The 25,370-nt window shown below is 71.0% G+C and carries 26 protein-coding genes; 13 read left to right on the plus strand and 13 right to left on the minus strand.

The window, feature by feature from the left end; genetic code table 11:
- The first annotated feature begins 86 nt into the window (after positions 1 to 86).
- A complete protein-coding gene (locus tag ACFV88_RS20220) occupies positions 87 to 1,292 on the plus strand; it encodes an MFS transporter (protein ID WP_385493234.1) in 1,206 nt (401 codons plus the stop codon).
- Here the strand turns inward: ACFV88_RS20220 and ACFV88_RS20225 are convergent.
- Positions 1,289 to 1,954 carry a TetR/AcrR family transcriptional regulator gene (locus ACFV88_RS20225; protein ID WP_385493025.1) on the minus strand — a complete coding sequence of 222 codons (666 nt, stop codon included), beginning with the start codon at positions 1,952 to 1,954 and terminating at the stop codon, positions 1,289 to 1,291. The genes ACFV88_RS20220 and ACFV88_RS20225 overlap by 4 nt on opposite strands.
- A 140-nt stretch (positions 1,955 to 2,094) precedes the next feature.
- Here ACFV88_RS20225 and ACFV88_RS20230 point away from each other — a divergent pair, with 140 nt between their 5' ends.
- Both ACFV88_RS20230 and ACFV88_RS20235 read left to right on the plus strand, forming a co-directional pair.
- Positions 2,095 to 2,382, plus strand: a complete 288-nt coding sequence (locus tag ACFV88_RS20230; RefSeq protein ID WP_385493026.1) for a YiaA/YiaB family inner membrane protein — start codon at positions 2,095 to 2,097, stop codon at positions 2,380 to 2,382.
- Positions 2,383 to 2,495: 113 nt separating this feature from the next.
- Entirely contained in the window at positions 2,496 to 3,122 is a 627-nt protein-coding gene (locus ACFV88_RS20235) for a TetR/AcrR family transcriptional regulator (RefSeq protein WP_385493027.1), read from the plus strand.
- Between the two features lie 16 nt (positions 3,123 to 3,138).
- Here the strand turns inward: ACFV88_RS20235 and ACFV88_RS20240 are convergent, their stop codons facing one another.
- Positions 3,139 to 3,600 carry a MaoC family dehydratase gene (locus tag ACFV88_RS20240; RefSeq protein WP_385493028.1) on the minus strand — a complete coding sequence of 154 codons (462 nt, stop codon included), beginning with the start codon at positions 3,598 to 3,600 and terminating at the stop codon, positions 3,139 to 3,141.
- Between the two features lie 125 nt (positions 3,601 to 3,725).
- Between ACFV88_RS20240 and soxR the strand changes: the two genes are divergently transcribed.
- Complete coding sequence (gene soxR / locus ACFV88_RS20245; protein ID WP_385493029.1) at positions 3,726 to 4,271, plus strand: redox-sensitive transcriptional activator SoxR; 546 nt, start codon at positions 3,726 to 3,728, stop codon at positions 4,269 to 4,271.
- 157 nt (positions 4,272 to 4,428) lie between these two features.
- Here the strand turns inward: soxR and ACFV88_RS20250 are convergent, their stop codons facing one another.
- Entirely contained in the window at positions 4,429 to 5,031 is a 603-nt protein-coding gene (locus ACFV88_RS20250) for a hypothetical protein (protein WP_385493030.1), read from the minus strand.
- Between the two features lie 258 nt (positions 5,032 to 5,289).
- Entirely contained in the window at positions 5,290 to 6,570 is a 1,281-nt protein-coding gene (locus ACFV88_RS20255) for an exo-beta-N-acetylmuramidase NamZ domain-containing protein (RefSeq protein ID WP_385493032.1), read from the minus strand.
- 572 nt (positions 6,571 to 7,142) lie between these two features.
- On the opposite strand from ACFV88_RS20255, the gene ACFV88_RS20260 reads away from it, so the two are divergent.
- A complete protein-coding gene (locus ACFV88_RS20260; RefSeq protein ID WP_385493033.1) occupies positions 7,143 to 7,736 on the plus strand; it encodes a TetR/AcrR family transcriptional regulator in 594 nt (197 codons plus the stop codon).
- Positions 7,737 to 7,748: 12 nt separating this feature from the next.
- Here the strand turns inward: ACFV88_RS20260 and ACFV88_RS20265 are convergent, their stop codons facing one another.
- The 4 genes from ACFV88_RS20265 to ACFV88_RS20280 form a co-directional block, all read right to left on the minus strand.
- The gene (locus tag ACFV88_RS20265) at positions 7,749 to 8,063 is read right to left on the minus strand and encodes a DUF202 domain-containing protein (protein WP_385493034.1); all 315 of its coding nucleotides are present in this window, start codon (positions 8,061 to 8,063) and stop codon (positions 7,749 to 7,751) included.
- Positions 8,060 to 8,473: a YidH family protein gene (locus ACFV88_RS20270; protein WP_385493036.1), complete on the minus strand. Its 414-nt coding sequence runs from the start codon at positions 8,471 to 8,473 to the stop codon at positions 8,060 to 8,062. The genes ACFV88_RS20265 and ACFV88_RS20270 overlap by 4 nt, the downstream gene beginning before the upstream one ends.
- Positions 8,470 to 9,012, minus strand: coding sequence for an NUDIX hydrolase (locus ACFV88_RS20275; RefSeq protein ID WP_385493037.1), 543 nt, complete (start codon positions 9,010 to 9,012; stop codon positions 8,470 to 8,472). Before ACFV88_RS20275 ends, ACFV88_RS20270 begins: the two co-directional genes overlap by 4 nt.
- A gap of 63 nt (positions 9,013 to 9,075) precedes the next feature.
- Entirely contained in the window at positions 9,076 to 9,987 is a 912-nt protein-coding gene (locus tag ACFV88_RS20280; protein WP_385493038.1) for a DMT family transporter, read from the minus strand.
- A 235-nt stretch (positions 9,988 to 10,222) separates the two neighbouring features.
- Here ACFV88_RS20280 and ACFV88_RS20285 point away from each other — a divergent pair, with 235 nt between their 5' ends.
- From ACFV88_RS20285 to ACFV88_RS20295, 3 genes are all read left to right on the plus strand, one after another.
- Entirely contained in the window at positions 10,223 to 11,878 is a 1,656-nt protein-coding gene (locus ACFV88_RS20285) for an FAD-binding dehydrogenase (protein ID WP_385493039.1), read from the plus strand.
- A 506-nt stretch (positions 11,879 to 12,384) separates the two neighbouring features.
- On the plus strand, positions 12,385 to 13,335 hold the full coding sequence (locus ACFV88_RS20290; RefSeq protein ID WP_385493040.1) for a hypothetical protein: 951 nt from the start codon (positions 12,385 to 12,387) through the stop codon (positions 13,333 to 13,335).
- A 352-nt stretch (positions 13,336 to 13,687) separates the two neighbouring features.
- A complete protein-coding gene (locus tag ACFV88_RS20295) occupies positions 13,688 to 15,247 on the plus strand; it encodes an APC family permease (RefSeq protein ID WP_385493041.1) in 1,560 nt (519 codons plus the stop codon).
- Between the two features lie 69 nt (positions 15,248 to 15,316).
- Here the strand turns inward: ACFV88_RS20295 and ACFV88_RS20300 are convergent, their stop codons facing one another.
- Both ACFV88_RS20300 and ACFV88_RS20305 read right to left on the minus strand, forming a co-directional pair.
- Positions 15,317 to 16,714, minus strand: coding sequence for a gluconate:H+ symporter (locus ACFV88_RS20300; protein ID WP_385493042.1), 1,398 nt, complete (start codon positions 16,712 to 16,714; stop codon positions 15,317 to 15,319).
- A gap of 111 nt (positions 16,715 to 16,825) precedes the next feature.
- Positions 16,826 to 17,341 (minus strand): gluconokinase, encoded by a 516-nt coding sequence (locus tag ACFV88_RS20305; RefSeq protein WP_385493235.1) that lies wholly within the window; start codon positions 17,339 to 17,341, stop codon positions 16,826 to 16,828.
- Positions 17,342 to 17,600: 259 nt separating this feature from the next.
- On the opposite strand from ACFV88_RS20305, the gene ACFV88_RS20310 reads away from it, so the two are divergent.
- Complete coding sequence (locus ACFV88_RS20310) at positions 17,601 to 18,302, plus strand: FadR/GntR family transcriptional regulator (RefSeq protein ID WP_385493043.1); 702 nt, start codon at positions 17,601 to 17,603, stop codon at positions 18,300 to 18,302.
- A 27-nt stretch (positions 18,303 to 18,329) separates the two neighbouring features.
- Here ACFV88_RS20310 and ACFV88_RS20315 read toward each other — a convergent pair whose 3' ends face one another.
- Complete coding sequence (locus tag ACFV88_RS20315; protein WP_385493044.1) at positions 18,330 to 18,794, minus strand: YchJ family protein; 465 nt, start codon at positions 18,792 to 18,794, stop codon at positions 18,330 to 18,332.
- A 327-nt stretch (positions 18,795 to 19,121) separates the two neighbouring features.
- Between ACFV88_RS20315 and ACFV88_RS20320 the strand changes: the two genes are divergently transcribed.
- Positions 19,122 to 19,682, plus strand: a complete 561-nt coding sequence (locus tag ACFV88_RS20320; RefSeq protein WP_385493045.1) for a hypothetical protein — start codon at positions 19,122 to 19,124, stop codon at positions 19,680 to 19,682.
- A gap of 3 nt (positions 19,683 to 19,685) precedes the next feature.
- Positions 19,686 to 20,531 (plus strand): Gfo/Idh/MocA family oxidoreductase, encoded by an 846-nt coding sequence (locus ACFV88_RS20325; RefSeq protein WP_385493046.1) that lies wholly within the window; start codon positions 19,686 to 19,688, stop codon positions 20,529 to 20,531.
- A gap of 369 nt (positions 20,532 to 20,900) precedes the next feature.
- Here ACFV88_RS20325 and ACFV88_RS20330 read toward each other — a convergent pair whose 3' ends face one another.
- Complete coding sequence (locus tag ACFV88_RS20330; protein WP_385493047.1) at positions 20,901 to 21,164, minus strand: hypothetical protein; 264 nt, start codon at positions 21,162 to 21,164, stop codon at positions 20,901 to 20,903.
- A gap of 822 nt (positions 21,165 to 21,986) precedes the next feature.
- Here ACFV88_RS20330 and ACFV88_RS20335 point away from each other — a divergent pair.
- Together ACFV88_RS20335 and ACFV88_RS20340 are read left to right on the plus strand one after the other, a co-directional pair.
- Positions 21,987 to 22,892, plus strand: a complete 906-nt coding sequence (locus ACFV88_RS20335; protein WP_385493048.1) for a transcriptional regulator — start codon at positions 21,987 to 21,989, stop codon at positions 22,890 to 22,892.
- Between the two features lie 15 nt (positions 22,893 to 22,907).
- Positions 22,908 to 23,627, plus strand: coding sequence for a 5-formyltetrahydrofolate cyclo-ligase (locus ACFV88_RS20340; protein ID WP_385493051.1), 720 nt, complete (start codon positions 22,908 to 22,910; stop codon positions 23,625 to 23,627).
- Between the two features lie 69 nt (positions 23,628 to 23,696).
- Here ACFV88_RS20340 and ACFV88_RS20345 read toward each other — a convergent pair whose 3' ends face one another.
- Positions 23,697 to 25,031, minus strand: a complete 1,335-nt coding sequence (locus ACFV88_RS20345; RefSeq protein WP_385493052.1) for a DUF3987 domain-containing protein — start codon at positions 25,029 to 25,031, stop codon at positions 23,697 to 23,699.
- Between the last annotated feature and the right edge of the window lie 339 nt (positions 25,032 to 25,370).

The following is a 25,370-nucleotide window of genomic DNA, read 5'->3' on the forward strand; positions in this document are numbered from 1 at the left end:
GGTACTGCCACCCCCGGCGCCCGCCCGCCGCCCCTGTTGTGGCCCGCCCGACGGCGGTGGGCACCGCCCCGGGAGGCGCCTTGCACATACCCACCGGTACGTCCGGCGGACCGCAGCGGCACTGGCTGCTGCGCCTCGTCATCGCCTTCGCCTTCGCGCAGGCGGCGGTGTCGATGGCCCGGCCCGCCGTGTCGTACCGTGCGCTGGCACTCGGCGCCGACGAACGCGCCGTCGGCGTCATCGCCGGTGTCTACGCCCTCCTCCCGCTGTTCGCCGCCGTCCCCCTCGGCCGCCGCACCGACCACGGCCGCTGCGCCCCCCTGCTGCCCGCCGGGGTGGTCCTCATCGCCGCGGGGTGCGCACTCAGCGGCACGGCCGACTCCCTGACCGCGATCGCCGCCTGGAGCGCGGTCATGGGACTCGGCCACCTGTGCTTCGTGATCGGCGCCCAATCGCTGGTCGCCCGGCAGTCGGCGCCCGAGGACCAGGACCGCAACTTCGGGCACTTCACCATCGGGGCCTCCCTCGGCCAGCTGATCGGCCCGATCGGCGCGGGACTCGTCGTCTCCGGCCAGGGCGCCGAACTGGCCCGGACCAGCGCCCTCGCCCTCCTCGTGGCGGCGATCACCGGAGCCGTCGGCCTCAGCTCCCTGTGGCGGGTGGAGCACCGGGCGCCCGCCGGGCCGGCCCCCGCGCGCAGCGCGCCGGTCCCCGTCCACCGCATCCTGCGGACCAGGGGGGTGCCCGGCGGCATCGTCATCAGCCTGGCGGTGCTGTCGGCCACCGACGTGCTCACCGCCTTCCTCCCCGTCGTCGGCGAAGAACGGGGGATCAGCCCGCTGGTCGTCGGACTGCTGCTCAGCCTGCGGGCCGCGGCGACGATCGCCTGCCGACTGGTGATCACGCCGATGATCCGGCTCGTCGGCCGGACCGCCCTGCTGGTGACGAGCTGTCTGCTGGCGGGCGTCCTGTGCGCGGGCGTGGCGCTGCCCGTTCCGGTGTGGGGGCTCGCCCTGATGCTCGCGCTGCTCGGCTTCTGCCTCGGGGTCGGGCAGCCCCTGTCGATGACCACCGTCGTCCAGGCCGCCCCGCCCGAGGCCCGCTCCACCGCACTCGCCCTGCGACTCACCGGCAACCGGCTGGGTCAGGTCGCCGCGCCGGCCGCCGCGGGCCTGGTGGCCGGGGCCGCGGGGACGGCGGCCCCGTTCGTCCTCCTCGGCGTCCTGCTGTTCGCCTCGGGGGGCCTGGCCCTGCCGCCGCGCGGCAAGCCCGGACCGGGGCCCGGTCGCTAGCCCTCCTGCACCCGTACCCGCGCCTGCGGCGGCACGGCGAACCGGAGGGCCAGCCCGTCCAGCAGGGCGGCCAACCCCGCCTCGAAGGCCCGGTCGTCGACCGACCGCTGCCGCTCCGCGAGCAGATGGGCCTGCCCGAGCCGGGAGCGGGCCGCCGGGTCGTGGGCGACCTCCGTCGGGGAGTCGACGACCCCTCCGGCGAACGAGCCGAGGGCCGCCCCCATGACGAAGTACCGCATCGACGCCCCGACGGAGGTCGCCTGCACGGGGGGCCACCCCGCGTCCACCAGCGCGCCGAAGACCGCGTCCGCGAGACGCAGCGCGGCGGGCCGCCGGCCGGGGCCCCGCGCGAGCAGCGGTACGACGTGCGGATGGGCGGTGAGGGCCCGCCGGTACGACAGCGCCCAGTCGTGCAGGGCGGTGCGCCAGTCCCGGTCGTCCTCGAACATCGACAGGTCGACCTGCGCGCTCACCGAGTCCACCACCGCGTCGAGGATCTCGTCCTTGGTCCGGAAGTGGTTGTACAGCGAGGGGCCGCTCACTCCCAACTCCGCGGCGAGCCGACGCGTCGACAGGGCCGCCAGCCCCTCCGCGTCCACCAGGCCGAGTGCCGTCTCGACGATGCGGTCCTTGCTGAGGAGGGGTCTGCGGGGTCTGCCCATGCGCCACATCGTAGAGCCGTGGACGCGTCCCGGCGCTCACCCCGACGAGGGTGCGCGAGCGCAGGCCGGGGCGGGTGCTGAGTACGGATCTGAGTACCCGTACGGAGGTGGTTCCGGCCGCCCGGGGCGAGGGTGGGGCCATGAGTGAATCATCGGTCAAGCAGCAGTCGACGGCCGCGTTCTACGGCCAGGCCGTCGTCTCGTTCGCGGTCGCCCTCGGGGCCACCGGGGTCGGCATCGCCCGACTGGACGCGGACTCCTGGGTCCGGGCCTTCCTGGCCATCGCCGTCCTCTACCTCGTCACGTCGAGCTTCACGCTCGCCAAGGTGATCCGGGACCGCCAGGAGGCGGACCGCATCGTCAGCAGGGTCGACCAGGCCCGGGTGGACAAGCTGCTCGCCGCGCACGACCCGTTCGACAAGCTCTGAGCCGGCTGCGCGCCCCGCCTTCCTCCGCTAAGCGCTTGCTCACCTTCGGGGTATCGTTGCCTCCCGGTCAGGGGCCCGACCAGGGGCCCGGCCGGCGAGAAGAGGAGCGCGTGATGACTGCGGCGGACGAGACCGGCTGCGACACCCCGCCCTGGGGCCAGGTCACGCCGGACGCGGCCCGACGGCTGCTGGTGGCCGCCGTGGAGGCGTTCGCCGAGCGCGGCTACCACGCGACCACCACCCGGGACATCGCAGGCCGGGCCGGCATGAGTCCGGCCGCGCTGTACATCCACTACAAGACCAAGGAAGAGCTGCTGCACCGGATCAGCCGGATCGGTCACGACAAGGCCCTCGCCATCCTGCGCGAGGCGTCCCGTGCCCCCGGCACCCCCGCGGAGCGGCTCGCCGGTGCGGTGCGGTCCTTCGTCGGCTGGCACGCCGCCCAGCACACCACCGCACGGGTCGTGCAGTACGAACTCGACGCCCTCGGCGAGCAGGCCCGGGCGGAGATCGTCGCCCTGCGCCGCCGTACCGACGGCGTGATCCGCGACCTCATCGAGGAGGGCGTGCGCACGGGGGAGTTCGACGTCGAGGACGTCCCCGGGACCACCGTCGCCGTGCTGTCGCTCTGCATCGACGTCGCCCGCTGGTTCAACGTCGCCGGGCGTCGCACCCCCGACCAGGTGGGTGCGCTCTACGCCGACCTCGTCCTGCGGATGGTCGGGCACCGGACGCCCTGACACCGCGCGGGCGCCTTCAGAAGGAGTAGCGGGAGACCGACTCCGCGACGCAGACCGGCTTGTCGCCGCCCGCCCGCTCCACCGTCACCGCGGCGGTCACCCGGACGCCTCCGTCCACCTCCCGGACTTCGCGCAGCACCACCGACGCCCGGACCCGGGAGCCCACCGGGAGCGGGGCCGGGAACCGCACCCGGTCGGTGCCGTAGTTGAGGGCCATCCGCACGCCGTCGACCCGCATGACCTGCGGCACCAGCACGGGCAGCAGGGCGAGGGTGAGGTACCCGTGCACGATGGTGGTACCGAACGGACCTGCCGCCGCACGGTCCGGATCGACATGGATCCACTGGTGGTCCCCGGTCGCCTCGGCGAAGAGATCGACGCGATCCTGGTCGATCTCCAGCCACTCGCCGGGGCCCAACGGCTCGCCGACGGCGGCACGCAGCTCCCCGACGGAGGTGAAGATCCTCGGCCCTGCCACTCCCTGACCTCCCCGACCGTGCCGTTGCGACGACCTCCGGGCGCCCGCTCAGCATCGGGGGGCCGGCGGACCGTGTCAACGCGCACGCGACCGGTTGCCCGGCGAGGTGGATTAGGCTGCGAAGGGTGCCCCAGATCCCGGTCAAGGTCCATGAACTCACGGTCGGCCAACTCGCCGCCCGCAGCGGAGTAGCCGTCTCCGCACTGCACTTCTACGAGTCCAAAGGGCTCATTTGTAGTCGGCGCACCTCCGGCAACCAGCGCCGCTACCACCGGGACGCGCTGCGCCGGGTCGCCTTCGTCCGGGCCGCCCAGCGGGTCGGCATTCCCCTCGCCACCATTCGGGACGCCCTCGCGGAGCTCCCCGAGGAGCGCACCCCGACCAAGGAGGACTGGGCCCGGCTCTCCCGGGCGTGGCGCGCGGAGTTGGACGAGCGGATCAAACAACTGGGACGACTGCGCAACCACCTCACCGACTGCATCGGCTGCGGCTGCCTGTCCCTGGAGACCTGCGTCCTGTCGAACCCGGACGACGTCTTCGGCGAGGAGAACGCGGGCTCCCGGCTCCTCCCGTCCCGGCTGGACAAGCCCGCCCCGCCGGCGACGGACCCGGCGGACGACTGTTCCGGATCCCGGCCCGGGGACCCGACCGTCTGCGAGCCGTCGAACTGACGTCCGTCGTCCGGTGAACCGTGCGGGCGGCTCCGGACGTCTCCCGGCAGCTCCTGCCGTGCGCCCGGGGTGCGCCCGTGGTGCTCGTCGCCCCGACAACCGGTCGACGCACCGCGGGGCCGGCCCCGTGTGGAACCCCCGGCCCCAAAGTGACCGCCTACACGCCCACCAGGGCCCGGGCCCGCCGCGCCCTGGCCACCGCCGCCGTGGTCAACACGGGCCGCGGCACGACGATCCCGCACCTCTGGCACACCGCACCGGCCGAGGGGGCGTGCGCGAGGTCGTGCCGCCACACCAACTGCTCGTCCCCGCAGACGGGACAGCCGTCGCCCGCTTTCCGTTCCAGCGCGGCGATCAACCGCCGCAACACCTCGCCCAGCGGGGCCCGCGGGTGCAGCTGCGGGTCGTGGCACCAGGCGACCCCGAAGCCGCCCCAGGTCAGCCGGTGCCAGTCGTCCACGCTGCCGGGCCGGCGCAGCCCCCCGTGCTTCTCCCTGCGCCGTCGCGCCGCGAACTCCGACTCGTACGCGAGCCACACCGCACGGGCGTCCTCCAACTCGTCGAGCGCCGCCACCAGCCGGAGCGGGTCGGGCGACCGGTCCTCGGGACCGAACCCGGCCCGGGAGCACAGGTGGTCCCACGTGGCACGGTGCCCGTAGGGCGCGAACCGTTCCAGACACTTCCGTAGGGAGTACCTCCGTAGCGCCAGGTCGTTGCGGGGGTCCCGCACCTGTCTGGCGAGACTTCGGAATCCGGCCATCGTCCTGCACCTCCGTCACTTGTGCGGTAGCACTCGTTCGACGTCGTTCGGGCGTTGTCGAGTAGACGAATGAGGACCCGGATTGGCTCCCTCTCATCTTCGGAGGGTGTGTTCATCTGGCCGAAACTCGACGCTTCTGCCCGCATCGCCGCCGGATGGAGCCTTGGCCGCGAGCGCAAGTTGACCAATGTTCACCATCGAAGATGAGAGGCCGCCTTCACCAGCTGTTCACCAACGGTCGCCATCGCTCACGTTCGGTCAGCTGTAGCTCAGGTAGCGCCGTCGCAGGGTGCGGAACGCCGACAGTTCCCCCTGCCAGGCCCCCACGACCGCATCCGTGTCCGCGCCCGCGTCGATCATCGTGCGGACCCGGGACGATCCGGTGAGGTGGTCGACCCAGTGCGTCGCCGTGCCGTCGGGCCGGCGGTCGAGCCGCCAGGAGAAGTCGTCCCAGGTCCGCTTGGCGGTGACCAGCAGCCCGATCCCGGTGCGGACCGGGTCGAACGCCGCCCGGTCGTGGACGTGCAACTGCACGCCCCCGACGGTCTTGTTGACGAACTTGCCGAACGTCGGGGTGAAGTACGCCTCGCGCAGGTGCACCCCGGGCAGGTCCAGGTCGTTCGCGGCGGCGGCCCAGCGGCCGTCCAACCCCTCGGCGCCCAGCAACTCGAAGGGGCGGGTGGTCCCGCGCCCCTCGGAGAGGTTGGTGCCCTCGAACAGGCACGTGCCCGCGTAGACGAGCGCGGTGTCCGGGGTCGGCATGTTGGGGCTCGGCGGCACCCACGGCAACCCGGTCGCGTCCGGGAAGTCGGCGCGCCGCCAGCCGGACATCAGGACCGTGTCCAGCTCCACGGGGCGCTCCAGGAACTCCGCGTTGAACAGCCGGGCCAGTTCGGCGACGGTCATGCCGTGGGCCTGCGCGATGGGCTCGCGGCCCACGAAGGTCGCGAACTCCTTGCGCAGCGACGGCCCGAGCGCCGCCCGGCCGGTCACCGGGTTCGGACGGTCGAGCACCACGACGCGCCGGCCCGCCAACTGCGCGGCCACCATGCAGTCGTAGAGCGTCCAGATGTAGGTGTAGAAGCGGGCGCCGACGTCCTGGATGTCGAAGACGACGGTGTCCACCCCGGAGGTCCGGAAGACCTCCGCCAGCGCCTCACCGGTCAGCCGGTACGTGTCGTAGACGGGCAGTCCCGTCGCCGGGTCGTCGTGGCGGCCCTCCGAACCGCCGGCCTGCGCGGTGCCCCGGAAGCCGTGCTCCGGGCCGAAGACCGCGGTCAGGTCCACCCGCTCGTCCAGATGCATGACGTCCACGATGTGCCGGGCGTCGCGGGTCACCCCGGTCGGATTGGTGACGATGCCGACCCGGTCGCCGCTCAACTGGGCGTAGCCGCCCGTGGCCAGGCGCTCGAAACCGGTGCGGGTGGGGCGGCGGCCCCGCGGGGTGTGGGCGAGCGCGGGCGGGGCGGACGCGACCGCGCCGCCCGCGGCCACCGCGCCCCCGGTGACGGCCAGGAGTCCTCGACGGGAGAGAGTCATCGGCCGACCTCCGTCATCGCACACTCTCGAACGGAACACGTCATATTCGATCCCTTCCGCAGGCGGAAACGGTCATGATCGCGCACGCTAGCGTGTGGTCCGCTCCTGCGGAATGTGTCGGACACGGGCGATCCGCGCCACCCCCGGTTCCCCCGGTGGACCTGCCCGCGCTCGTGCGGCGCGCCCGGGGGTAAGGTCCAGGCCGATGGGGGCGAACCGGTGCACGACGCACCGCCCGCACGGCCGGCGTCGAAACACGGGGCGATGCGGTGCGGTGGGGTGCGGTGGGCCGGTGCCGTTCCCGGGCACCGTGCGATCACCGACGCTCCTGCGGACCCGCCCGATCGACGACGCGACGGTCCCCCCACCCCACGCGTCACGGGCGTCACGGGCGGCGCGTGTGGACCTCCTCCGCACCCCCTCGTACATGCCCGCACGCCCGCGCGGCGGCCGAGGACGGGGTGGGAAGATCCTCGGGCCGCAGCCGCAGCCGCAGCCGCAGCCGCAGCCGCAGCCGCCATTGATGCCGGCGCCCGGACGACGACCCACGACACAGGAAGGCGGGTGCCCACGTGCCCAAGACGAAGGACGGAGACGGAACGACCGTCCCGCAGCGACTCCTGGCGGCGGCCACCCGCCTCTTCGCCGACCGGGGCTACGACCGCACCTCCGTACAGGAGATCGTGGAGGCGGCCGGGGTCACCAAGGGCGCGCTCTACCACTACTTCGGCTCCAAGGAGGACCTGCTCCAGGAGGTCTACTCGCGGACGCTACGGCTCCAGCAGGAACGCCTCGACGCCGTTGCCGGGGCCGACGCCCCCGTGACGGACCGGCTGCGGGACGCCGCCGCCGACGTCGTGGTCACCACCCTGGAGAACCTCGACGACGCGGTCATCTTCCAACGCTCCATGCACCAACTGAGCCCCCAGAAGCTGCGGCAGGTACGGGCCGAACGCCGGCACTACCACGAGTGCTTCCGCGCGCTCATCGAAGAGGGCCAGACCAGCGGGGTGTTCTCCACCGCGACCCCGGCCGACCTCGTGGTCGACTACCACTTCGGCTCGGTCCACCACCTACCCGCCTGGTACCGGGCGGACGGCCCCCTGAGCCCCCGGCAGATCGCCGACCACCTGGCCGGCCTGCTGATGCGCGCCCTGCGCCCCTGATCACCGCGCCGGTCAGAACACGACCACCGCGGCGCACGCCGCGAGGACGACCGTGCCCAGGGCCGTGACCGCAGCCAGCCGCGGCGGCAACGGCGGCGGGGGCACGGCCCCGGAGAGCTGCCACGTCCTGCGGTGCGCCACCGCCAGGAACCCCAGCCACACCAGGACGCACAGCCCGCCGGCCACCGTGCAGACCACGGCCGACCCCCCGTCCGCGGCGGCCCGCACCGCGAGCACGGCCACCACCGTGGCGGTCAGCGTGGTGCGCCGCCACGCCAGCCTGGTCCGCTCAGGTTGCAGTCCCGGATCACGGACCCGGCCGGTCATTCCGCCCAGCCCGCGAGCACGATCACGACCATCGCCACGGCCACTATCGCCACGACGAGGCTCAGCAGGGCGGGGAAGCGCGACACGGGCAGGTCCTCGCCGCGTCGCATCGCGCGCTCGCAGCGCACCCAGTGGTTCACCGCGCGCAGGGCGCACAGCACCCCCGCGCCGAGGAGCGCGAGGGCCAGCCCCACGCGCCAGCCCCACCGCAGGTCGGGAAGGAACTGGTCCACCGCGAAACCGCCGCCGATCAGGGCCAGCGCGGTCCGCAGCCAGGCGAGGAAGGTGCGCTCGTTGGCGAGCGAGAAGCGGTAGTCCGGGGTGTCGCCCTCCTCGGCGATCCGCTGCGGCGCGAACCAGAGCCGCAGGGACGACAGGGCCCCGGATACGCGCCCCCCGCCCCCGCTCACCCGGACGCCCGTCCGGCCGCCCGGTGCTCCCGCAGCAGGCGGTACGCCTCCAGGCCGTCCGGCACCCAGGTCCAGGTGTCGAGCACGGCCAGCAGGTCCTCCTCGGGCAGGAAGGCGTGCCAGTCGACCTCCTCGACCTGCGGCCGGACGGGCCCGGTGCAGCGCACCTCGTGGACGGCCGACCACCAGCCGTTCCCCGTCTTGGGGTCCCGGTACAGGAAGGTGAACAGGGGCGTGGGCGCAGGGAGTTCCGTGACCCCCAACTCCTCCTCCGCCTCCCGCAGCGCGGCCGTCGCGTAGCTCTCCCCGGTCCCGACCACCCCGCCGACGAACATGTCGTACTGGGAGGGGAAGGCCAGCTTGGTGGCGGTGCGCCGGTGGACGAACACCCGGTCCTGCGGGTCCCGGACGAACACGAACACGCAGCGGTGCAGCAGTCCGCGCGCGTAGACCTCGCCCCGGGACGCGCGCCCCACCACCCGGTCCTGTTCGTCCACGACGTCGAGGACCTCGTCCGCGGCCGTGCCACCGTCACTCATCCCCCCATCCAAGCACCACCCCCGCGGCGCCGCCGATCGGGTCCCGTCGGAGGTCGGCGCAGGTCAGGGCGAGCCGGGGACCGTCCCGTGGTGCAGGTCGCCGGCCCGGGCGTACTTCTCCGCGCCCCGGGGCATGGCCGGGTGCAGCCCGAGCAGCACGATCCCCCCGACCACCGCCGCCAGGCCCGCCGCCTCCCAGGCCAGCGCGGCGGAGTCGGTGCGCAGTCGGTCCCCGAGGAACCCGACCCCGCACAGGATGCCGGCCAGCGGCTGCGCGGCGGTCAGTGCGGGCAGCGACATCCGCAGCGGCGCCGTCTCGAAGGCGCTCTGCACGAGCAGCAGCCCGGTGACGCCGAGCGCCAGTACCGCGTACGGCTGCCAGGAGGTGATCACCGAGCCGATACCGGAGTCGGCGAACCGCAGCCCGGTCACCCGGGTCAGCGCGTCCTGTACGCCGTACAGCAGCCCGGCCGCGCCCCCGAGCAGCACCGGCGCCATGACCAGCCGGGCCCGGAGCGCCAGCCCGACGAGCAGCGCCGCGGCCCCCAGTACCAGTCCGATGATCAGCCACTGTCGGAACGGGTCGGCGACCGCCTCCCCGGCCCGGGGGCTCCCCGCCACGATGAAGGCGCTCACCCCGCCCGCGAGCAGGGCCAGCCCCGTCCACCCCTGGGCGCCGAGCGGCTGCCCGGTCAGCCAGCGGGACAGGGCCAGCGCGAACAGCAGATGGGTGGCGAGCAGGGGCGCCACCAGACTCAGCTGCCCGTGCCCGAGGGCCAGGGCCCCGAGCACCATGCCGCACACCATCAGCCCGATGCCGGCGAGCCAGCGCGGCACCCGCACGAGGTCCAGCAGCAGCCGGAAGGAGAGGAAGTCGCCGAGCGGCGCCCGCTGGGCCGCGTCCTGTTGGAGGACGAACCCGAACCCCAGGCAACAGGCCGCGCCGACGGCCAGGACGAGCACGAGTACCGACACGCCGCAGACCACCTCACGACCGTCCGGCCCGGAGCGCCGGGCACCGTGATCCGTGGCCGGTGCGTTCCGGCCACGCCCGCACCGGAGGCCGCACCGAGCGAGGATCCCCGTCACGAGAGGTTGACGCGGGTCACCCCGCCCCCCAAGGATCTGACTCACCAGTAACCCCAGTATCCCACCCGGGCGCCGAGCCGCCGGTGCAACGGGGGGTCCCGGTGGACCGGAGGGACGGCGCATGGCGTACGACGCAGACGCGATCGTGATCGGCGCGGGCCTCGCGGGCCTGGTGGCGACCGCGGAACTCGTGGCCGCGGGCCGCAAGGTCATCCTCCTCGACCAGGAGCCCGCGCAGTCGCTCGGCGGCCAGGCGCACTGGTCCTTCGGGGGCCTCTTCCTCGTCGACTCCCCGGAGCAGCGCCGCATGCGCGTCCGCGACAGCCGGGACCTGGCCCTCCAGGACTGGCTGGGAAGCGCCGGCTTCGACCGCCCCGAGGACCACTGGCCCCGCCGGTGGGCCGAGGCGTACGTGGACTTCGCCGCGGGGGAGAAGCGTTCCTGGCTGCACCGGCGGGGGGTGCGCTTCTTCCCGGTCGTCGGGTGGGCGGAGCGCGGCGGCTACGACGCGACCGGCCACGGCAACTCGGTGCCCCGCTTCCACCTCACCTGGGGCACCGGCCCCGCCCTGCTCGCCCCCTTCGCCCGCCGGGTCCGCGAGGGTGCCGCCCGGGGCCTGGTGGACCTCCGGTTCCGGCACCGGGTGACCGCCCTGTCCGGCCCGGCCGCGGCGGTGGACACGGTGGGCGGGGAGGTCCTCGACCACTCGGAGGTGGCCCGCGGCAGGCCCAGCAGCCGCACCGTGACCGGTTCGTTCGAACTGCGCGCCCAGGCCGTGATCGTCACGTCCGGCGGCATCGGCGGGAACCTGGGGCTGGTCCGCCGCAACTGGCCCGCCCGGTTGGGCACCCCGCCCGCGCACATGGTCCGCGGGGTGCCCGCACACGTCGACGGGCTGATGCTCCAGATCACCGAGGCGGCCGGCGGCCACCTGGTCAACGGCGACCGGATGTGGCACTACACCGAGGGGCTGCACAACTGGAACCCCATCTGGGACGGCCACGGCATCCGCGTGCTGCCCGGCCCCTCCTCGCTGTGGCTGGACGCGCGCGGCAACCGGTTGCCCGTTCCGCTGTTCCCCGGCTTCGACACCCTGGGCACCCTCGACCACCTCATGCGGACGGGCCACGAACACAGCTGGTTCGTCCTCAACCGGCGCATCATCGGCAAGGAGTTCACGCTCAGCGGCTCCGAACAGAACCCCGACCTCACGGGTCGTTCCGTGCGCGGGGTGCTCGCCCGGGCCCGCGCACAGGTGCCCGCCCCCGTCCAGGCGTTCCTGGACCACGGTGCGGACTTCGTGGTCGAACGCGAACTCGGCCGACTGGTACGCGGCATGAACGCCCTTGCCGGGGAAGACCTCATCGACGAGGGGGAGTTGCGCCGGGTCGTCGTCGCGCGTGACCGCGAGGTCGCCCATCCGTTCACCAAGGACCTCCAGCTCACCGCGATCCGGGGGTCCCGTGCGTTCCTGGGGGACCGGCTGGTGCGCACGGTCGCCCCGCACCGCCTGCTGGACCCGGCGGCCGGCCCGTTGATCGCGGTGCGGCTCAGCGTCCTGACCCGCAAGAGCCTGGGCGGACTGGAGACCGACCTCGACTCTCGGGTCCTCACCGAGAGCGGCGAACCGCTCGGCGGGGTGTACGCCGCGGGCGAGGCGGCGGGTTTCGGCGGCGGGGGGATGCACGGCTACCGCGCCCTGGAGGGCACCTTCCTCGGGGGCTGCCTCTTCTCCGGCCGTGCGGCGGGCCGGGCCGCGGCTGCGGCGGTCGGCTGACCGATCCGCCGGCACGGCGTACGGCCGGCTTGGTGGGCGGCCCGCGCGGTGTGCCGACCGGCGTCGCGCGCGGGGTTGCCCGCAACCGCCCCGCGCCCCGGAAGTCGGGCCGTCGACGCCCGCCCCCCCAAACCGGTCCGTAGGTACCGGCTCCGGAAACCGGGCCGTCGGTACCGCCGCCCCGGAACCGGCCGCCCGCAGGCGTGCCGCCGAGGACCGGCGGGTAGGACGTCCTACGAACCGCACGTCAATCCCGTACGACCTCCCGCTCATTCGCCCGCGTCGACCCGGATCGTTCCCGAACGATCAAGGAACCAGCAGGTCGTTGAACCCGACCCGGCCCAAGTCGACTGGGGATGAAGCGGCATCCAAGGGACAACTCGACCGTCCGAACGGGTACTTGACACGTGTAGGTGATCCGGCCGCTCTTGACTCGGGGCACCTGGTGCCTGTTTGCTGTCCGTGATCATTCGCTCAACACACCGTGTCGGGGAGGAAGTCCCGCGGTGACGCCACCCCCACCGCCTCTGGGCCGCTCGCGCAAGCGCGGCCCGCACGTCTTCGACGCGGCCCTCGATGACGCACCCTTGGCCACTGCGCGTACCGCGCTCACCCAGGGCCGCTGGTCCGTGGTCCGCGGTCTGCTCGTCGACACCGGCGACGACTGGGACCGGCGGGGCCACCGCATCTCCGTACTCGCCCAGGAGGGCAGCACCCTGGCCTGGGCCCAGGACTGGAAGATCGCCGAGCCGGAGTCCGTCGACGCCGCCGTGCTCATCGGGTTCGCCACCGTTCAGCGCGCGCTGAACGGCAAGGCCCGCCCCGATGCCGCGCGCGCCGCCTGTCGCACGGCCACCGGTCTCGTCCCCGACGACCCCACGCCCTGGCTCGCCCTGCTGACGCTGGAACGCGCCTTGGGCACCGAGGACGACGTCGTGCGGCTCTTCGACGAGGTCAGGCACCGCCACGCCGAGCACCACCAGGCCCACCACCTGATGATCGCCCGGCTCGCCGAGCGTCGTGCGGACGCCGGCCAGGACCCCATGCACGAGGTCTACGACTTCGCGGCGTGGGCCGCCGAACAGGCCCCGGCGGACTCCCCCTTAGCGATCCTCCCGGTCGTCGCGCACGCCGAGCGGTACCGCGTCCTCGCCGCGGCCGGCAGCGAGCCCGCCGATCCCCTCTCGTCCGGACACTGGGTCGGTCGCCGCGCGCGGCAGGTCATGAAGGCCGCGTTCGACTGGTGGCTGGAGTGGGAGCGCGAGGACCACCCGCGCAACCGGGTCGACCTCAACTTCCTCGCCCACGCCAAGTACTGCGGAGGCAGGGGCGCCGAAGCCGCCGCCCTCTTCCACCGCATCGGCAACCACATCACCCCCGCCCCCTGGTCGTACCCCGACCGGGACCCGTTCGAGGCGTTCCGGGAAGCGCGCGGCGCCTCCCTGGGCACCGTCTGACGGCGCCGTTCCCCCGCGCCCGGCCGGTCGGCGCGGACCGCACCACCGAGCACCATCAGCACGGCCCCAGCAGCACCGGGGCACCGAGGCGGCGCGGGTCACCGGGCAACCACCCGGGACCCCGCGCACCTGCGGCACCGGCGACGCCGCCGCACGACGCGTCCGCACCATCCGCACACCCCCGCTCGACCAGCACCACGGCACCACCGCACCATCGGGCCGCACGCGAGTGCGACGCACGTACGGACGTACGGGCACGCGACGACCCGCCGGCCCGGAGCACACCGCAAGAGCCGCACCAGCAAGGCCCGCACCACGCTCAGAGGACCCACGCGAAAGGACCATCCCCGCCATGAAGACGGGCAGTTCGAGTTCCAGCGACACCAGATCCGCCCCCGGTGACAAGCCCGGTGGGATCAACACGTTCAAGGGCCACGACCGCGCGCTGCGCGCCGACCGGCTCGGTACGGCGGGTCTCCTCCTGTCCGTGCTGGCGGCGACCGGACCGCTCATGGTCGTCGCGGGCGTCATGCCCACCACCTTCGGCGTCATGGGCATCGTCGGGCAGCCGTTGCTCTTCGTCCTGCTGGGCGTCGTCCTGATCCTCTTCTCCTTCGGATACGCGGAGATGAGCCGTCACGTTCACAACGCGGGCGCCTTCTACGCCTACATATCGCGCGGCCTCGGCGGCACCGCCGGAGCGGGCGCGGCGCTGGTGGCGCTGGTCGCCTACAGCGCCCTCCAGGTGGGGCTCTACGGGCTCTTCGGCTTCGAGGTCTCCCTGCTCGTCAACGAGCACCTCGACGTCGAACTGGTCTGGTGGGTCCCGGCCATCGCCTGTGCCGCGGTCGTCGGCTTCCTCGCCCTGATGAAGATCGACGTCAATGCGCGCGTCCTCGGCGTGCTGCTGCTCATCGAGGTGGCGCTGGTCGTGGTGTTCGACATCGCGGCCATCGCGGACCCCTCCAAGCAGGGCGTGTCCCTGGAGGCGTTCAACCCCGACACCCTCACCGGCGCGGGCATCGGTACCGCCCTGTGCTTCTGCATCGCGGCCTTCACCGGCTTCGAACAGGCACCCGTCTACGCCGAGGAGACCAGTCGTCCGCAGGTCGTCGTGGCCCGGGTGATGTTCCTCGCCGTCGGCTTCGTGGCGGCGTTCTTCGCCTTCAGCTCCTGGGCGCTGACCGTTGCGGCCGGGCCCGACGGCGTCGTCCCCGCAGCCCGTGAGCACTCCGCGGGGATGCTCTTCTACCTCACCGAGAGCCGGCTGGGCGAGACCTTCACGGACATCATGCACGTCCTCCTGGTGACCGGTGTGTTCGCCGCGACGCTCAGCTTCCACAACGTGGTGTCCCGCTACGCCTTCGCGATGGGCCGCGAGGGCCTGCTGCCCGCCGCGTTCGGACGGACCAGCAGCGCCAGCGGCGCCCCGGGCACCGGAGCCCTGCTCCAGAGCGGCGTCACCATCGTCGTGCTGCTGACGTTCGCGCTCACCGACGACAAGCCGGTCGGCGACCCGACCGCGCCGATCCTGCGCCTGTTCACCTGGATGGGCAACATCGGCGCCTTCGGGGTCACCCTGCTGATGGCCGTCGCCTCGCTCGCCGTGATCGTCTTCTTCGTCCGGCGCGGCGCCGCCCGGGCCCAGCTGTGGCGCCTGATCGCCTCCGGCATCGCCGGCACGGCCCTGCTGGTGATCGCCGGGTACACGGTCAAGGACTTCTACGTCCTGGTCGGCACCGGCCCCGACTCGCTGCTGCGCTGGGTGCTCCCCGGCATCATCGTCCTCGCGGCCGTCGTCGGCCTGGCCGTCGGAGCCTTCCTGAAGTCCCGCAACCCCGAGGCGCACGCCCGGATCGGCCTCGGCAACGAGGCGTTCCAGTTGGAGAAGGCGGCCGAGGGCGAGTCCTGACCCCGGCGCCCACGCCGACGGGGCGGTCCGTCATCCGACGGACCGCCCCGCGTTGGTGTTCGGGGGTGGCTAGATCACCAGGGACAGCAGCATCACGAGGGCACCGGCGACGACCGAGATGATCGTCTCCATCACCGACCACGTCTTGATCGTCTGTCCGACGTTCATGCCGAAGTACTCCTTCACCAGCCAGAAGCCGGCGTCGTTGACATGGCTGAAGAAGAGGGAACCCGCTCCGATCGCCAGCACGAGCAGCGCGAGGTGCGTGCTCGACATGTCGGCGGCCAGCGGAGCGACGAGGCCCGCGGCCGACACGGTCGCAACGGTCGCCGAGCCCGTCGCGAGACGGATGACCACGGCGATCAGCCAGGCGAGCAGCAGCGCCGGGATCGACCAGTTCTCGGAGATCTCCAGGACCATCTGACCCACGCCGGAGTCGATCAGCGTCTGCTTGAAGCCGCCACCCGCACCGACGATCAGCAGGACGCCCGCGATCGGGCCGAGGGACTTCTCCACGGTGCTCGACAGCCGGCCCTTGGTGAACCCGGCCGCCCGGCCCAGCGTGAACATGCCGACGATGACCGCGGCGAGCAGCGCCATCAGCGGCGAGCCGATCACGTCGAACACCCGCTGCACCATGTTGGTGGGGTCGTCGACGATGATCTCGACCAGGGCGCTACCGAGCATGAGCACCACGGGCAGCAACACGGTGAAGACGGTGGCGCCGAAGCCGGGACGCTTCTCCAACGCCTCCGAGGGGCGCGTCGGGATCATGTTCTCCGGCACCGGCACGTCGACCCAGCGGGCGGCGTACTTGGCGAAGACCGGGCCCGCGATGATCACCGTCGGGATGGAGACGAGCACACCGAGCGCCAGGGTCAGACCGAGGTTCGCCTGCACCGCGTCGATCGCGACCAGCGGGCCGGGGTGCGGCGGTATCAGACCGTGCATCACGGACAGACCGGCCAGGGCGGGGATGCCGATCCGCATCAGCGAGTAGTTGCCCCGCTTGGCGACCATCAGCACCACGGGGATCAGCAGCACGATGCCGACCTCGAAGAACAGCGGCAGACCGATCACCGAGGCGATCAGCACCATGGCCCAGGGCATGGCGCGTCCGCTGGCCCTGGCCAGGATCGTGTCGACGATCTGGTCGGCGCCGCCGGAGTCCGCGAGCAGTTTGCCGAGGATCGCGCCGAGCGCGATCAGCACACCGACACCGGCGACGGTGTTGCCGAGCCCACTGGTGAAGCTGGGGATCACCTTGTCCAGCGGCGCTCCGGCGAAGGCGCCGAGGGCGAGCGAGCCGATGGTCAGTGCGAGGAACGCGTGGACCTTGAACTTGGTGATGAGCAGGACGATGACGGCGATGCCCGCGAGCACGGCGATCCCCAGCTGGGCGTGGCCCGCGGAGGTGATCGGCTCGATGGGGTCCGCTGCCAGCATCTCGACGCTGAGTCTGGTCACGGTCGGTTTCCTTGGGGTACTCGGTCGTACGGGAACGTACGGAAGCGATGGGGACGGAGGGCTGTGGGGCGCGTGCCCCGAGCGCGGGCGGCCCGCCGGGCGCCCGGCGGATCAGGTGGTCGGCGCAGGGGTGGGCGCCGGTGGCGCACCGCCCGCGGCCGTGAGCGCGACGACGGACCGTCCGGTGATGTCCCCGGGGTCTCCCGCCACGTCGACGACCACCCCCGCCTCGTCCGGCTCCAGCGGCTGGAGGGTCGCGAACTGGGAGTCGAGCAGCGCGGTCGGCATGAAGTGGCCCTCGCGGTGGGACATGCGGTCCTCGATCAGCGACCGGTCGCCCGCGAGGTGCAGGAACACCAGGTCCGGTGCGGCGGTGCGCAGCCGGTCGCGGTAGCTCCGCTTCAGCGCCGAGCTGCTGACCACCCCGCCCAGCCCGGTCCGCCCGCGGGCCCACTCCCCGATGGCGTCCAACCAGGGCCAACGGTCCTCGTCGGTGAGGGGGGTGCCCGCGGACATCTTGGCGATGTTCGCGGCCGGGTGGAAGTCGTCGCCCTCGGCGTACGGGACGCCGAGCCGGTCCGCGAGCAGCGGGCCGATCGTCGTCTTGCCGGTCCCCGCCACGCCCATGACCACGATGACATGGGGCGTCGGAGCTGTGTTCTTCACGTTCTGGAGTCCTCGTGTCCGGGGGCGTCCCCGGGGCCGGGGCGCCCCGTCGGCTCGACGTCCGGGGGGCCGGACGCCGTCAGGGGGTGCGTGACATCGAGGTGTCACGACGCCGAACGACACTGAAACTCATAAGGTCTGATGAATTCAAGTGGGTGTGACATAAAAGTCTGACTTTTCGAGTTCGTGTGGGGGCACCACAGCTCGTAGGCTGAGCGCCATGACCTCATCGGGCCGCGGCCTGCACGCCCATGTCCTCGACACCCTCGGTCCGGCGATCACCGCCGGCGAGTACCCGCCGGGCAGCGTGCTGCGCACCGATGAACTGGCCGGACGGTTCGAGGTGTCCCGGTCGGTGATGCGGGAGGCCGTCCGGGTCCTGGAGTCGATGCGCCTGGTCGTGTCGCGTCGCCGGGTCGGCGTCACGGTCCGCCCCACCGAGGAGTGGAACGTCTACGACCCCCAGGTCATCCGCTGGCGCCTCGCCGGCGCCGACCGGCCCCGTCAACTCCGCTCGCTGACCGTCCTGCGGTCCGCCGTGGAACCGGTGGCCGCGGGGCTCGCCGCCCGCAACGCGACCGCCGCGCAGTGCGCCGAGCTGACGGAGTGCGCCCTCGGCATGGTCGCCACCTCACGCGGACGCCAACTGGAGGCGTACCTCGTCCACGACATCGCCTTCCACCGGGTGGTCCTCAAGGCCTCCGGCAACGAGATGTTCGCCCGCCTCGGCGACGTGGTCGCCGAGGTCCTCACGGGCCGCACCCACCACCAGGTCATGTTCGAGGACCCGGACCCGGCAGCGGTCACCCTGCACGTCCAGGTCGCGGAGGCGGTGCGCGAGGGTGACGCGGCCCGGGCCGAGGAGCTGACCCGACAGATCGCGGTCGGCGCGCTCCAGGAACTCGACGTCCTGGTGCCCTGAACCACCCCGGCCGCCCCGCCGCTCACCTCACGGACGGCCCCCGGCACCCTCGGTCAGGTCACCCGAGTCCCGCACCGTCCCGTCCACGTACACCCAGATCCCGTCCACCCGGTCGAACCGGCTCCGTTCGGTCAACGTGCCGGGCCGCCCGGCGTCCGTGTACGAAGCCCGGAACGTCACCGTTCCCGTCCGGTGGAACACGGACCCCTCGGTCACCTCGACGATCTCCAGCCCCGTCCACTGCGGACCGCCGGCCAGCTCCAGGACCGGCGGCCGGGTCGCCGGATGCCAGGTGCGCACCAGGTACGCCGCGTCCCGCACGACATAGGCCGCGTACCGGGACCGCATCAGCGCCTCGGCCGTCGGCGCGGTCGACGCGCCCCGGTGGAACGGCCCGCAGCAGCGGTCGTACCGCTCGCCCGACCCGCACGGGCAGTCCACGGGGACCTGCGGGGAACGGGGCGTACGGGAGGAACGGGCACGTCGCGACATGCCCGCCATTGTGCCGGACCCCCCGGACCCGGCTCTCCCTGCCTGCGCCCCTGCACGGCCGCCGACACCCGGCCCGGGGATCCCGCGGTGATCCGTTATCGCACCACCCGCGCGGTGGGTAGGTCCTCGCGGACCCTCCGGGAAGACCCGCACGACGTCCGCTTGAGGAGATCCAGATGGCACGGGTGAACCCCGGTCGCCGATCGCCTCCAGGGTCGTCGCAACGTCCTGACCTTCTACGGCGTCGGCGGCATAGGCAAGACGACGCTCTCCCAGGAACTGGAACGCCGGCTCCTGGCCGAGGCGGCGGCCGAGGATCGCGACGACGTGGTCTCCGTGCGGATCGACGTCTCCGAGGACGGGGCGTGCGACCTCGAAGGCATGCTGCTGCGCCTGCGCGCGGGACTCGGGCAACTGGGCAGCCGCTGGCCCGCCTTCGATCTGGCGCTCGCGTCCTACTGGGCCCGCGCCCACCCCGGAGAGCCGTTGCAGGAGTTCCTGGACGCGTCACCGGCCGTGCGACGCGCCTCGCGGAGCATCGGTCTGGGCGAGCAGATCGCCGCTACCGTCGGGCAGGTCGTCCCCGCCGGTGCGGGCGGGCTGGTGGGGCTCGCGCACCACGCCGCCCTGGCCACCTACCGGGCCATCCGCGAACGGGTGCGTGAGGGACGACTCCTGTCCGAGTGCGACCTGTTCGCCGAGCTGGTCGAGGCGGACGCCGACTACGAGACGCTGTCGTACTTCCCCTATCTGCTGGCCTGGGACCTGGAACGCCAGCCCCGCCGCGGACGGGCCGGCCACCGGCCGCAGGCGTGCGTGTTCCTCGACACCTTCGAGGTGCTCGGCAACCGGGCCGACCGGACCGTGGAACAGTTCGTGCAGCGCTAGTTCGTGGTGGACCCGCACGTCGAAGCACCGCCCGCGTTCCGCGGAGCCACACCGCCCCACTACGGCAGCCTCGCGGACGCGCTGGCCGTGCACCGATCCGACCTGATCGTGATCGCCACCCCCACGGACACCCACACCGACCTCGCCGTCGAGGCCCTCACCCGGTCATCGGCCCGCGTCCTGGTGGAGAAACCCCTCGTCGGCGACCTCGCCTCCCTCATCCGACTGCGGTCCCTGGGCGGGTCGGTGGACGTACGGGGCCGCCTCTTCACCGCACACCACTTCGCCTTCTCGCCCGAGGTGGACTGGGCCGCGCAGCAAGTCGCCGAACACCCCGAGTGGGGTCCCGTCACCGCAGTCACCTCGGCGTTCCACGACCCCTACGTCCTCCGGGGCGGCCAGGCGTTCGCCTCCTACACCTCCAGTTGGACGGACTCCGGCGTCAACCAACTCAGCATGCTCTCGCGCTTCGTCGACCTCACCGAACTCGTCTCGGGCGACCGACGACTCGACGATGGCGCGAGTGCCTGGGCCACGTTCGCCCACCACTCCCGGGGCGCGGTCGGTACGGCCCGGCTGCGCAGCAGTTGGCTGACCGGTTCCAGCAGCAAGGAGACCGTCCTCACCTTCGGCCGGTCCGGCGTGGAGGTCTGGATGGACCACACCTCCATGACCGGGTTCGCCGCCCGGGACACGGAACTCCTCGCCACCCACGGCAACGACGGCCGCACCCCCAGGAAGGTCGCCCACTACCGGCCGCTCTACGCGAGCCTGCTCTCCGGGCGCCCCGACCCGGTGCTCGGCTTCGACACCGCCGAGACCGTCACCGAACTCCACAGCGCCCCGTGAACCAGCCGGTCCCCGGTACGGGGCAGCGGCCGGTCGGGCGCAACGAAAAAAGCCCCAGCGCAAGCGCTGGAGCCTGTTCCCGTAGTACTGGTGTCCGAGGGGGGACTTGAACTCTCCACTCGGGCACCAGCCCCGTAGCTAGCTGAACTGCGTAAACGTACCCTCTCAGGCCCCTTCGAGCCTGCGAGGGTTGGTCATGCTCACCTGCTGTTTCCGCCCACTTCCGACCGCTGTTGGTCATGCGTTGGTCACGTGACCATCCGGTTAGGAGCACCAGGAAGACCCCGCCCGCGCACCAGGGGGAAGAGGCACACAGACGGGGCAGCCGACGCGCTGAGCCCTGCTCGGGCCGTCCTCAGCGCGTCGGGGTCACTCGTCCCCCTCGCCGGTCAGCCACCGGAACACGTCCACTTGGGCGGCGACCTGGGCGCGCAGTTCGGGCAGAGTGGCAGCGTCGACCGTGTGACAGAGCCCTGCCGCCGCCTCCCCGTACTCCCTCTTGAGAACTCCGACGGGGTAGGGCGATGTCGCGTACCAGTGCGTCGCGTTCTGGCTGTCCGGGCGGGACGCGAAGGAGGTCCAGCCCTTCGGCAACGTCGCGGACTTGCTCGTGTGCTGTTGACCCGAGGTCACCGCCCCGCCTCCTTCGGAGCGCAGTCGGCGTGCCAGTAGGCCACGATCGGAGAAGCCTCCGGGCGGGCGAGCATCGCGCGACGGCAACTCTCAAGGCTCCTGATCACCACACCGCATTCGGGGCAGGTCTCGCCGTGCGGGGCGTAAGTCGTGTACTCCCACCGCCGCGCGTCGGTCTCGTTCTCCGCCCGCTGATGACTGTCTACGACCCCGGCTGTAACTTTGGGCACTGTCGTCAACCCCTTGCTGGTTGGTGGCCACGCCCCCGGACGTTCGCGCGTCGCGGGGGTCTCGCGTTGGGCGGCACGGCTTGGTGCCGCCCGAAGAGCTTCGACCCAGCACGGAGCGCAAGGAACAGCGAACGGGGTTCCCCACAAGGCTGTTTGGGGAACCCCGCTGGGGTACGGGGCATACTCTTGAGTGGATCACTTCCGCTCTTACTAGGTGGCGTCCATGGTCGATCGATTGGCTAGCCGAACCGGCTACGTTCTGACGATCTCCGATGCTTTGTTAGAAAGCGACGCAATGCGCCGGGCCTGCGCAGCTCGCGACTTCCAAGAGGTGTTCCGCCTCGTAAACAGGCGCACCGGCTCCAGCTACGCGGTAATCGCTTCGGCGGTTGGGAAGATGACCAGTGGCCGGGTAAGCGACATCATTCGAGGCGTCCGCAGCATTCGAGGCCAAGCAGTTATCGAGCGAGTGTGTGACGGATTCGGAATCCCCGGCGAGATGCTAGGTGTCTCTGAACGGCCCTGGGAGCGTTCTGTTCCGTCATCGGATTGTGACTCAAACCGGGCGGAGGGATACCTAGAGAATAGTTCGATGGAGAGTCCCAGTCTGGTCAGCGTCGCCACCTTGAGAGAACAGATCCAAACGCTGGATTCGCGCTACGCAACCGAGCCCTCCACTCTGCTCGTCGCTGAAACCGGAAGGTTTCTAGGAACGCTTGCGCAATGGCGCAGCCATAGTGTTCCCTACTCGGTGAAACGCGACTTGCAAGCAGCTATGGCCGAGACATCAACTCTCATGGGTCAACTCGTTTGGGATGCATCGGGAAGAACTGATCACACCACAGCACGTGGCTATTTTGACCAGGCCATCGCTTTTGCACGGGAACTGGGCGACCCGGTCGCGGAAGGGCTGGCGATGCTTCGCACATCATTTGTAGCCCTGTATGGAGAGAAGAACCCTTCCGTAGGGCTCCACTTGACCCAAAAGGTTGCCACCCTGGTAGGGGCTTCCAGTAGCGCTCTTAGCGGCCTCGCTTTCCTCCATTCCGCCGAGGCTTATGCGATGCTCCGCCAGTCGAGCGAATGCAAAGAATCGCTCCGTAATGCGGAAAGGTCACTTGAACGCACAAGGGAACACGACGCGGGAGCCTCCCTGCTGTCCCCTGGACAGTTCGGCCGCCTAGCGGGCTCCTGTTTTCTGTTTCTAGGCGATGCCCCCAAGGCCGAGATTCTTCTACAGGAAACGGTGACCCGAGTCCGAGACGGGTCGAAGTCTCAGGCAATCGTTCTGGGAAATCTAGCTCTGGCGCAGATCAGACAGCGGAAGGTCGATGAGGCTGTCGGTGCAGTTCACAAGGCCATCGCTGTTGTTGAGGAGAATCGAGGGGGAGGCGGATTGAGTCTTATCTTCAGGGCCGGGAAAGAACTGCAAGATTGGAACGACTCTTCAGATGTAAAGAACCTCAATAGTCGACTCTTTGAACTGATCGCGGCCTGAGAAAGGAAATGGCGAATGAGTTCTGATGTCATCCGAAGCGAAAAGCAGAAGATTCGAGAAAGCGTCTGGAGACTGCTCGATAGCCAGAACGTCGTTTCCGGAAGATCAGTCGGACGCATCCCCTCTTTTGACGGTTCCGTGGCTGCCGCCCTACGTCTCACCGAACACCCGGCGTGGGAAGCTTCCCGGGTCATAAAGGCCGTTCCGGACAAGGCCCAGACGCCGGTACGGGAGTTCGCGTTGGAAGCGGGGAAAAAGGTATACATGGCTGCACCGAGACTCGCAACCATCAAGCCCTTTTACTTCCTGAATCCTGAAAACCTTTCCGTCAGCCCCAAGGAGGCAGCGGAAAGACGTGCGATAGAAGACTATGCAACACTCGTGGACGTACAAGAAATGTCGCCAGTGGATCTTGTTATTTGTGGCAGTGTGGCCGTCAATGCCGAAGGGGTGCGACTAGGAAAGGGGGCCGGATATGCGGATATTGAGGTCGCCCTGCTGCAAGAGGCTGGATTGATTGGGCGAGACGTGCTGATTGTCACTACGGTGCACGATCTTCAGGTCGTCGATGTGGAAATTCCGGAAGCTCCCCATGACTTTCGAGTTGACCTGATCGTCACGCCAGAGCGAATCATTGAGTGCCCTCCCCATGCGCGGCCTCAAGGAATCCTCTGGGATTCAGTGAGGCCGGAAATGATTGCAGAGATTCCGGCTTTGGCGAACAGGAGACCGTGAACCCGGGAACCTCCGACTCTGGCCAAGCATGGTGGCCCCGGCCTTCCAGCCGGGGCCTGCTTTCTTTACTTAGAGGAGCGCGAGGAATGGGTTGCTGTGAGCTACCGGTGCGGGGGCGGCAGCGGGCCGGTAGTCGTCGATCTGAACCACGGTGGCGCGGTTCTCCTCGCTCTCCGGGCTGGCCGGCTCCGGTGTGGGTTCCGGTGCCTGTGTGTGAACGGGAGTGTCACTGCGGAGAGTGAGGACCGTTCGTGGTCGGCCGGTCTTGCCTTCCCGCTCAACGGTGGTGACGATTCCGGGCAGTGCCTTGACCTCGGCGGCGGTCGCTCCGACGAACGGGAGTACCTGGGAGGAGGTGGCGCGTCCGCCGTGCATCTCGATCCGGGCCCGAACCTTGTCAGCGAGGCTGGGCGCCTGCCGCTTCACCTTCGGGGAGGTGCCTCCCTTGATAATCCTCACCGTGTCGTGAACGGAACGGCGTACGAGGGTGAACGCTGCCGACAGCATGTCACCGGTGATGGTTCCGGAGCATTCGGAGGCTGCAAGGCACGCGGCGGTACGCAAAGTCTGTTCCGCCGTGCGCTCGATGAAGACTGCCTGCGATTCGGGCAGGGTCTCACCCATGATGCGGGCATAGCGGCGCACGATGCGCCACAGGGGCCGGGCATCGTCGGCAAGGGTGATGACACGGGGGCGGGCGGTGGCCCATCCGTATGCGTCGGACAGTTCCGAACCGTCCATCTTGGGCAGGCTGATTCGGTCGTCATCGAGCATGGGGACCGATCCGAGGAGGAAGGGAAGGATGCGGTTGTAGGACCCTCCGGCCGCTTCCGATTCTCCGACGTACTTGGTCCAGTCGGAGGGCGTGACGTGGGAGTGCAGGACCATGGCGGGGTCGCGTACCTCCTGCGCTTCTTCCTTGGTCGTGTTGCGCAGGGTGGCCCCGTCCCACGCGGCCCGGAGCTTGGTCGTGAACGACGCGTCCCGCTTCACCCGGCGGAGCACTTCCGACCATTCCTCTTCCACCACAAGGGCCCGGACGTCCCGCCCGTGCTCGGTGTCGGCGGTCGCTTCCTGCTGCTGCCACAGATGGTTGACCATGCTGGCCCCCGAGGTGATCCCGGAGGTGGTGTGTGTGGCGAGGAACCGGCCCAACGGCCGGTCAAGGACGTGATGCGCGGCCCGCAGTGCCGTTCCCTTTCCCCGTCCCGTTCCCGCGACCAACGCGGACCACAGGAGCACGGGCCGTCCACTGCCCCGGGACGACACGGTGACCGTGCCGCCGATCGCGGCCGACCACATCGAGAGAACGGCAACATAGATGCCGATCGGATCGGTTTCCGCGAACGGTGCGATCCTGCGGACCGCGCGCCCGATGGGACCGTACAGAACAGGGGTGTTCATGCTGCCGCCGCTTCCTGGGAGTTCGTCCGTTCGTGCCGGGCAAGGACGGGGCGCCACCGGCCCCCGTCCTTGACCACTGCATGGGGGTGCTTGTGGGTGGCGGGGCACATCGGTAGGGCGTCGCCACCATCGGCCGGTACAACCACGGCCTTGCAGCGCACTTCCTTGGCCTGCCCTACCTGCGCCGATCGCCTCACGGTGGCCAGGGTGAACAGGTCGTTGCTGACGACGCCCGCGCGCCGCTCCCCGTTCGGGGCCGTCCACACCACCCAACTACCAGGGGCACAGTCACGCTTGCTGGGTTTGGACCCTGCCCCGTAGCCGGTGGCGTTCTTCCAG

Origin of the sequence: Streptomyces sp. NPDC059816, from assembly GCF_042732055.1 — a bacterium.
GTDB lineage: Bacteria > Actinomycetota > Actinomycetes > Streptomycetales > Streptomycetaceae > Streptomyces.

Coding starts and splice junctions, on each gene's coding strand:
- ACFV88_RS20225 (WP_385493025.1), bottom strand. CDS start 1,954: ATGGGCAGACCCCGCAGACCCCTCCTCAGCAAGGACCGCATCGTCGAG.
- ACFV88_RS20230 (WP_385493026.1), top strand. CDS start 2,095: ATGAGTGAATCATCGGTCAAGCAGCAGTCGACGGCCGCGTTCTACGGC.
- ACFV88_RS20235 (WP_385493027.1), top strand. CDS start 2,496: ATGACTGCGGCGGACGAGACCGGCTGCGACACCCCGCCCTGGGGCCAG.
- ACFV88_RS20250 (WP_385493030.1), bottom strand. CDS start 5,031: ATGGCCGGATTCCGAAGTCTCGCCAGACAGGTGCGGGACCCCCGCAAC.
- ACFV88_RS20255 (WP_385493032.1), bottom strand. CDS start 6,570: ATGACTCTCTCCCGTCGAGGACTCCTGGCCGTCACCGGGGGCGCGGTG.
- ACFV88_RS20265 (WP_385493034.1), bottom strand. CDS start 8,063: ATGACCGGCCGGGTCCGTGATCCGGGACTGCAACCTGAGCGGACCAGG.
- ACFV88_RS20275 (WP_385493037.1), bottom strand. CDS start 9,012: ATGAGTGACGGTGGCACGGCCGCGGACGAGGTCCTCGACGTCGTGGAC.
- ACFV88_RS20285 (WP_385493039.1), top strand. CDS start 10,223: ATGGCGTACGACGCAGACGCGATCGTGATCGGCGCGGGCCTCGCGGGC.
- ACFV88_RS20295 (WP_385493041.1), top strand. CDS start 13,688: ATGAAGACGGGCAGTTCGAGTTCCAGCGACACCAGATCCGCCCCCGGT.
- ACFV88_RS20305 (WP_385493235.1), bottom strand. CDS start 17,341: ATGGGCGTGGCGGGGACCGGCAAGACGACGATCGGCCCGCTGCTCGCG.
- ACFV88_RS20310 (WP_385493043.1), top strand. CDS start 17,601: ATGACCTCATCGGGCCGCGGCCTGCACGCCCATGTCCTCGACACCCTC.
- ACFV88_RS20315 (WP_385493044.1), bottom strand. CDS start 18,794: ATGTCGCGACGTGCCCGTTCCTCCCGTACGCCCCGTTCCCCGCAGGTC.
- ACFV88_RS20335 (WP_385493048.1), top strand. CDS start 21,987: ATGGAGAGTCCCAGTCTGGTCAGCGTCGCCACCTTGAGAGAACAGATC.
- ACFV88_RS20340 (WP_385493051.1), top strand. CDS start 22,908: ATGAGTTCTGATGTCATCCGAAGCGAAAAGCAGAAGATTCGAGAAAGC.
- ACFV88_RS20345 (WP_385493052.1), bottom strand. CDS start 25,031: ATGAACACCCCTGTTCTGTACGGTCCCATCGGGCGCGCGGTCCGCAGG.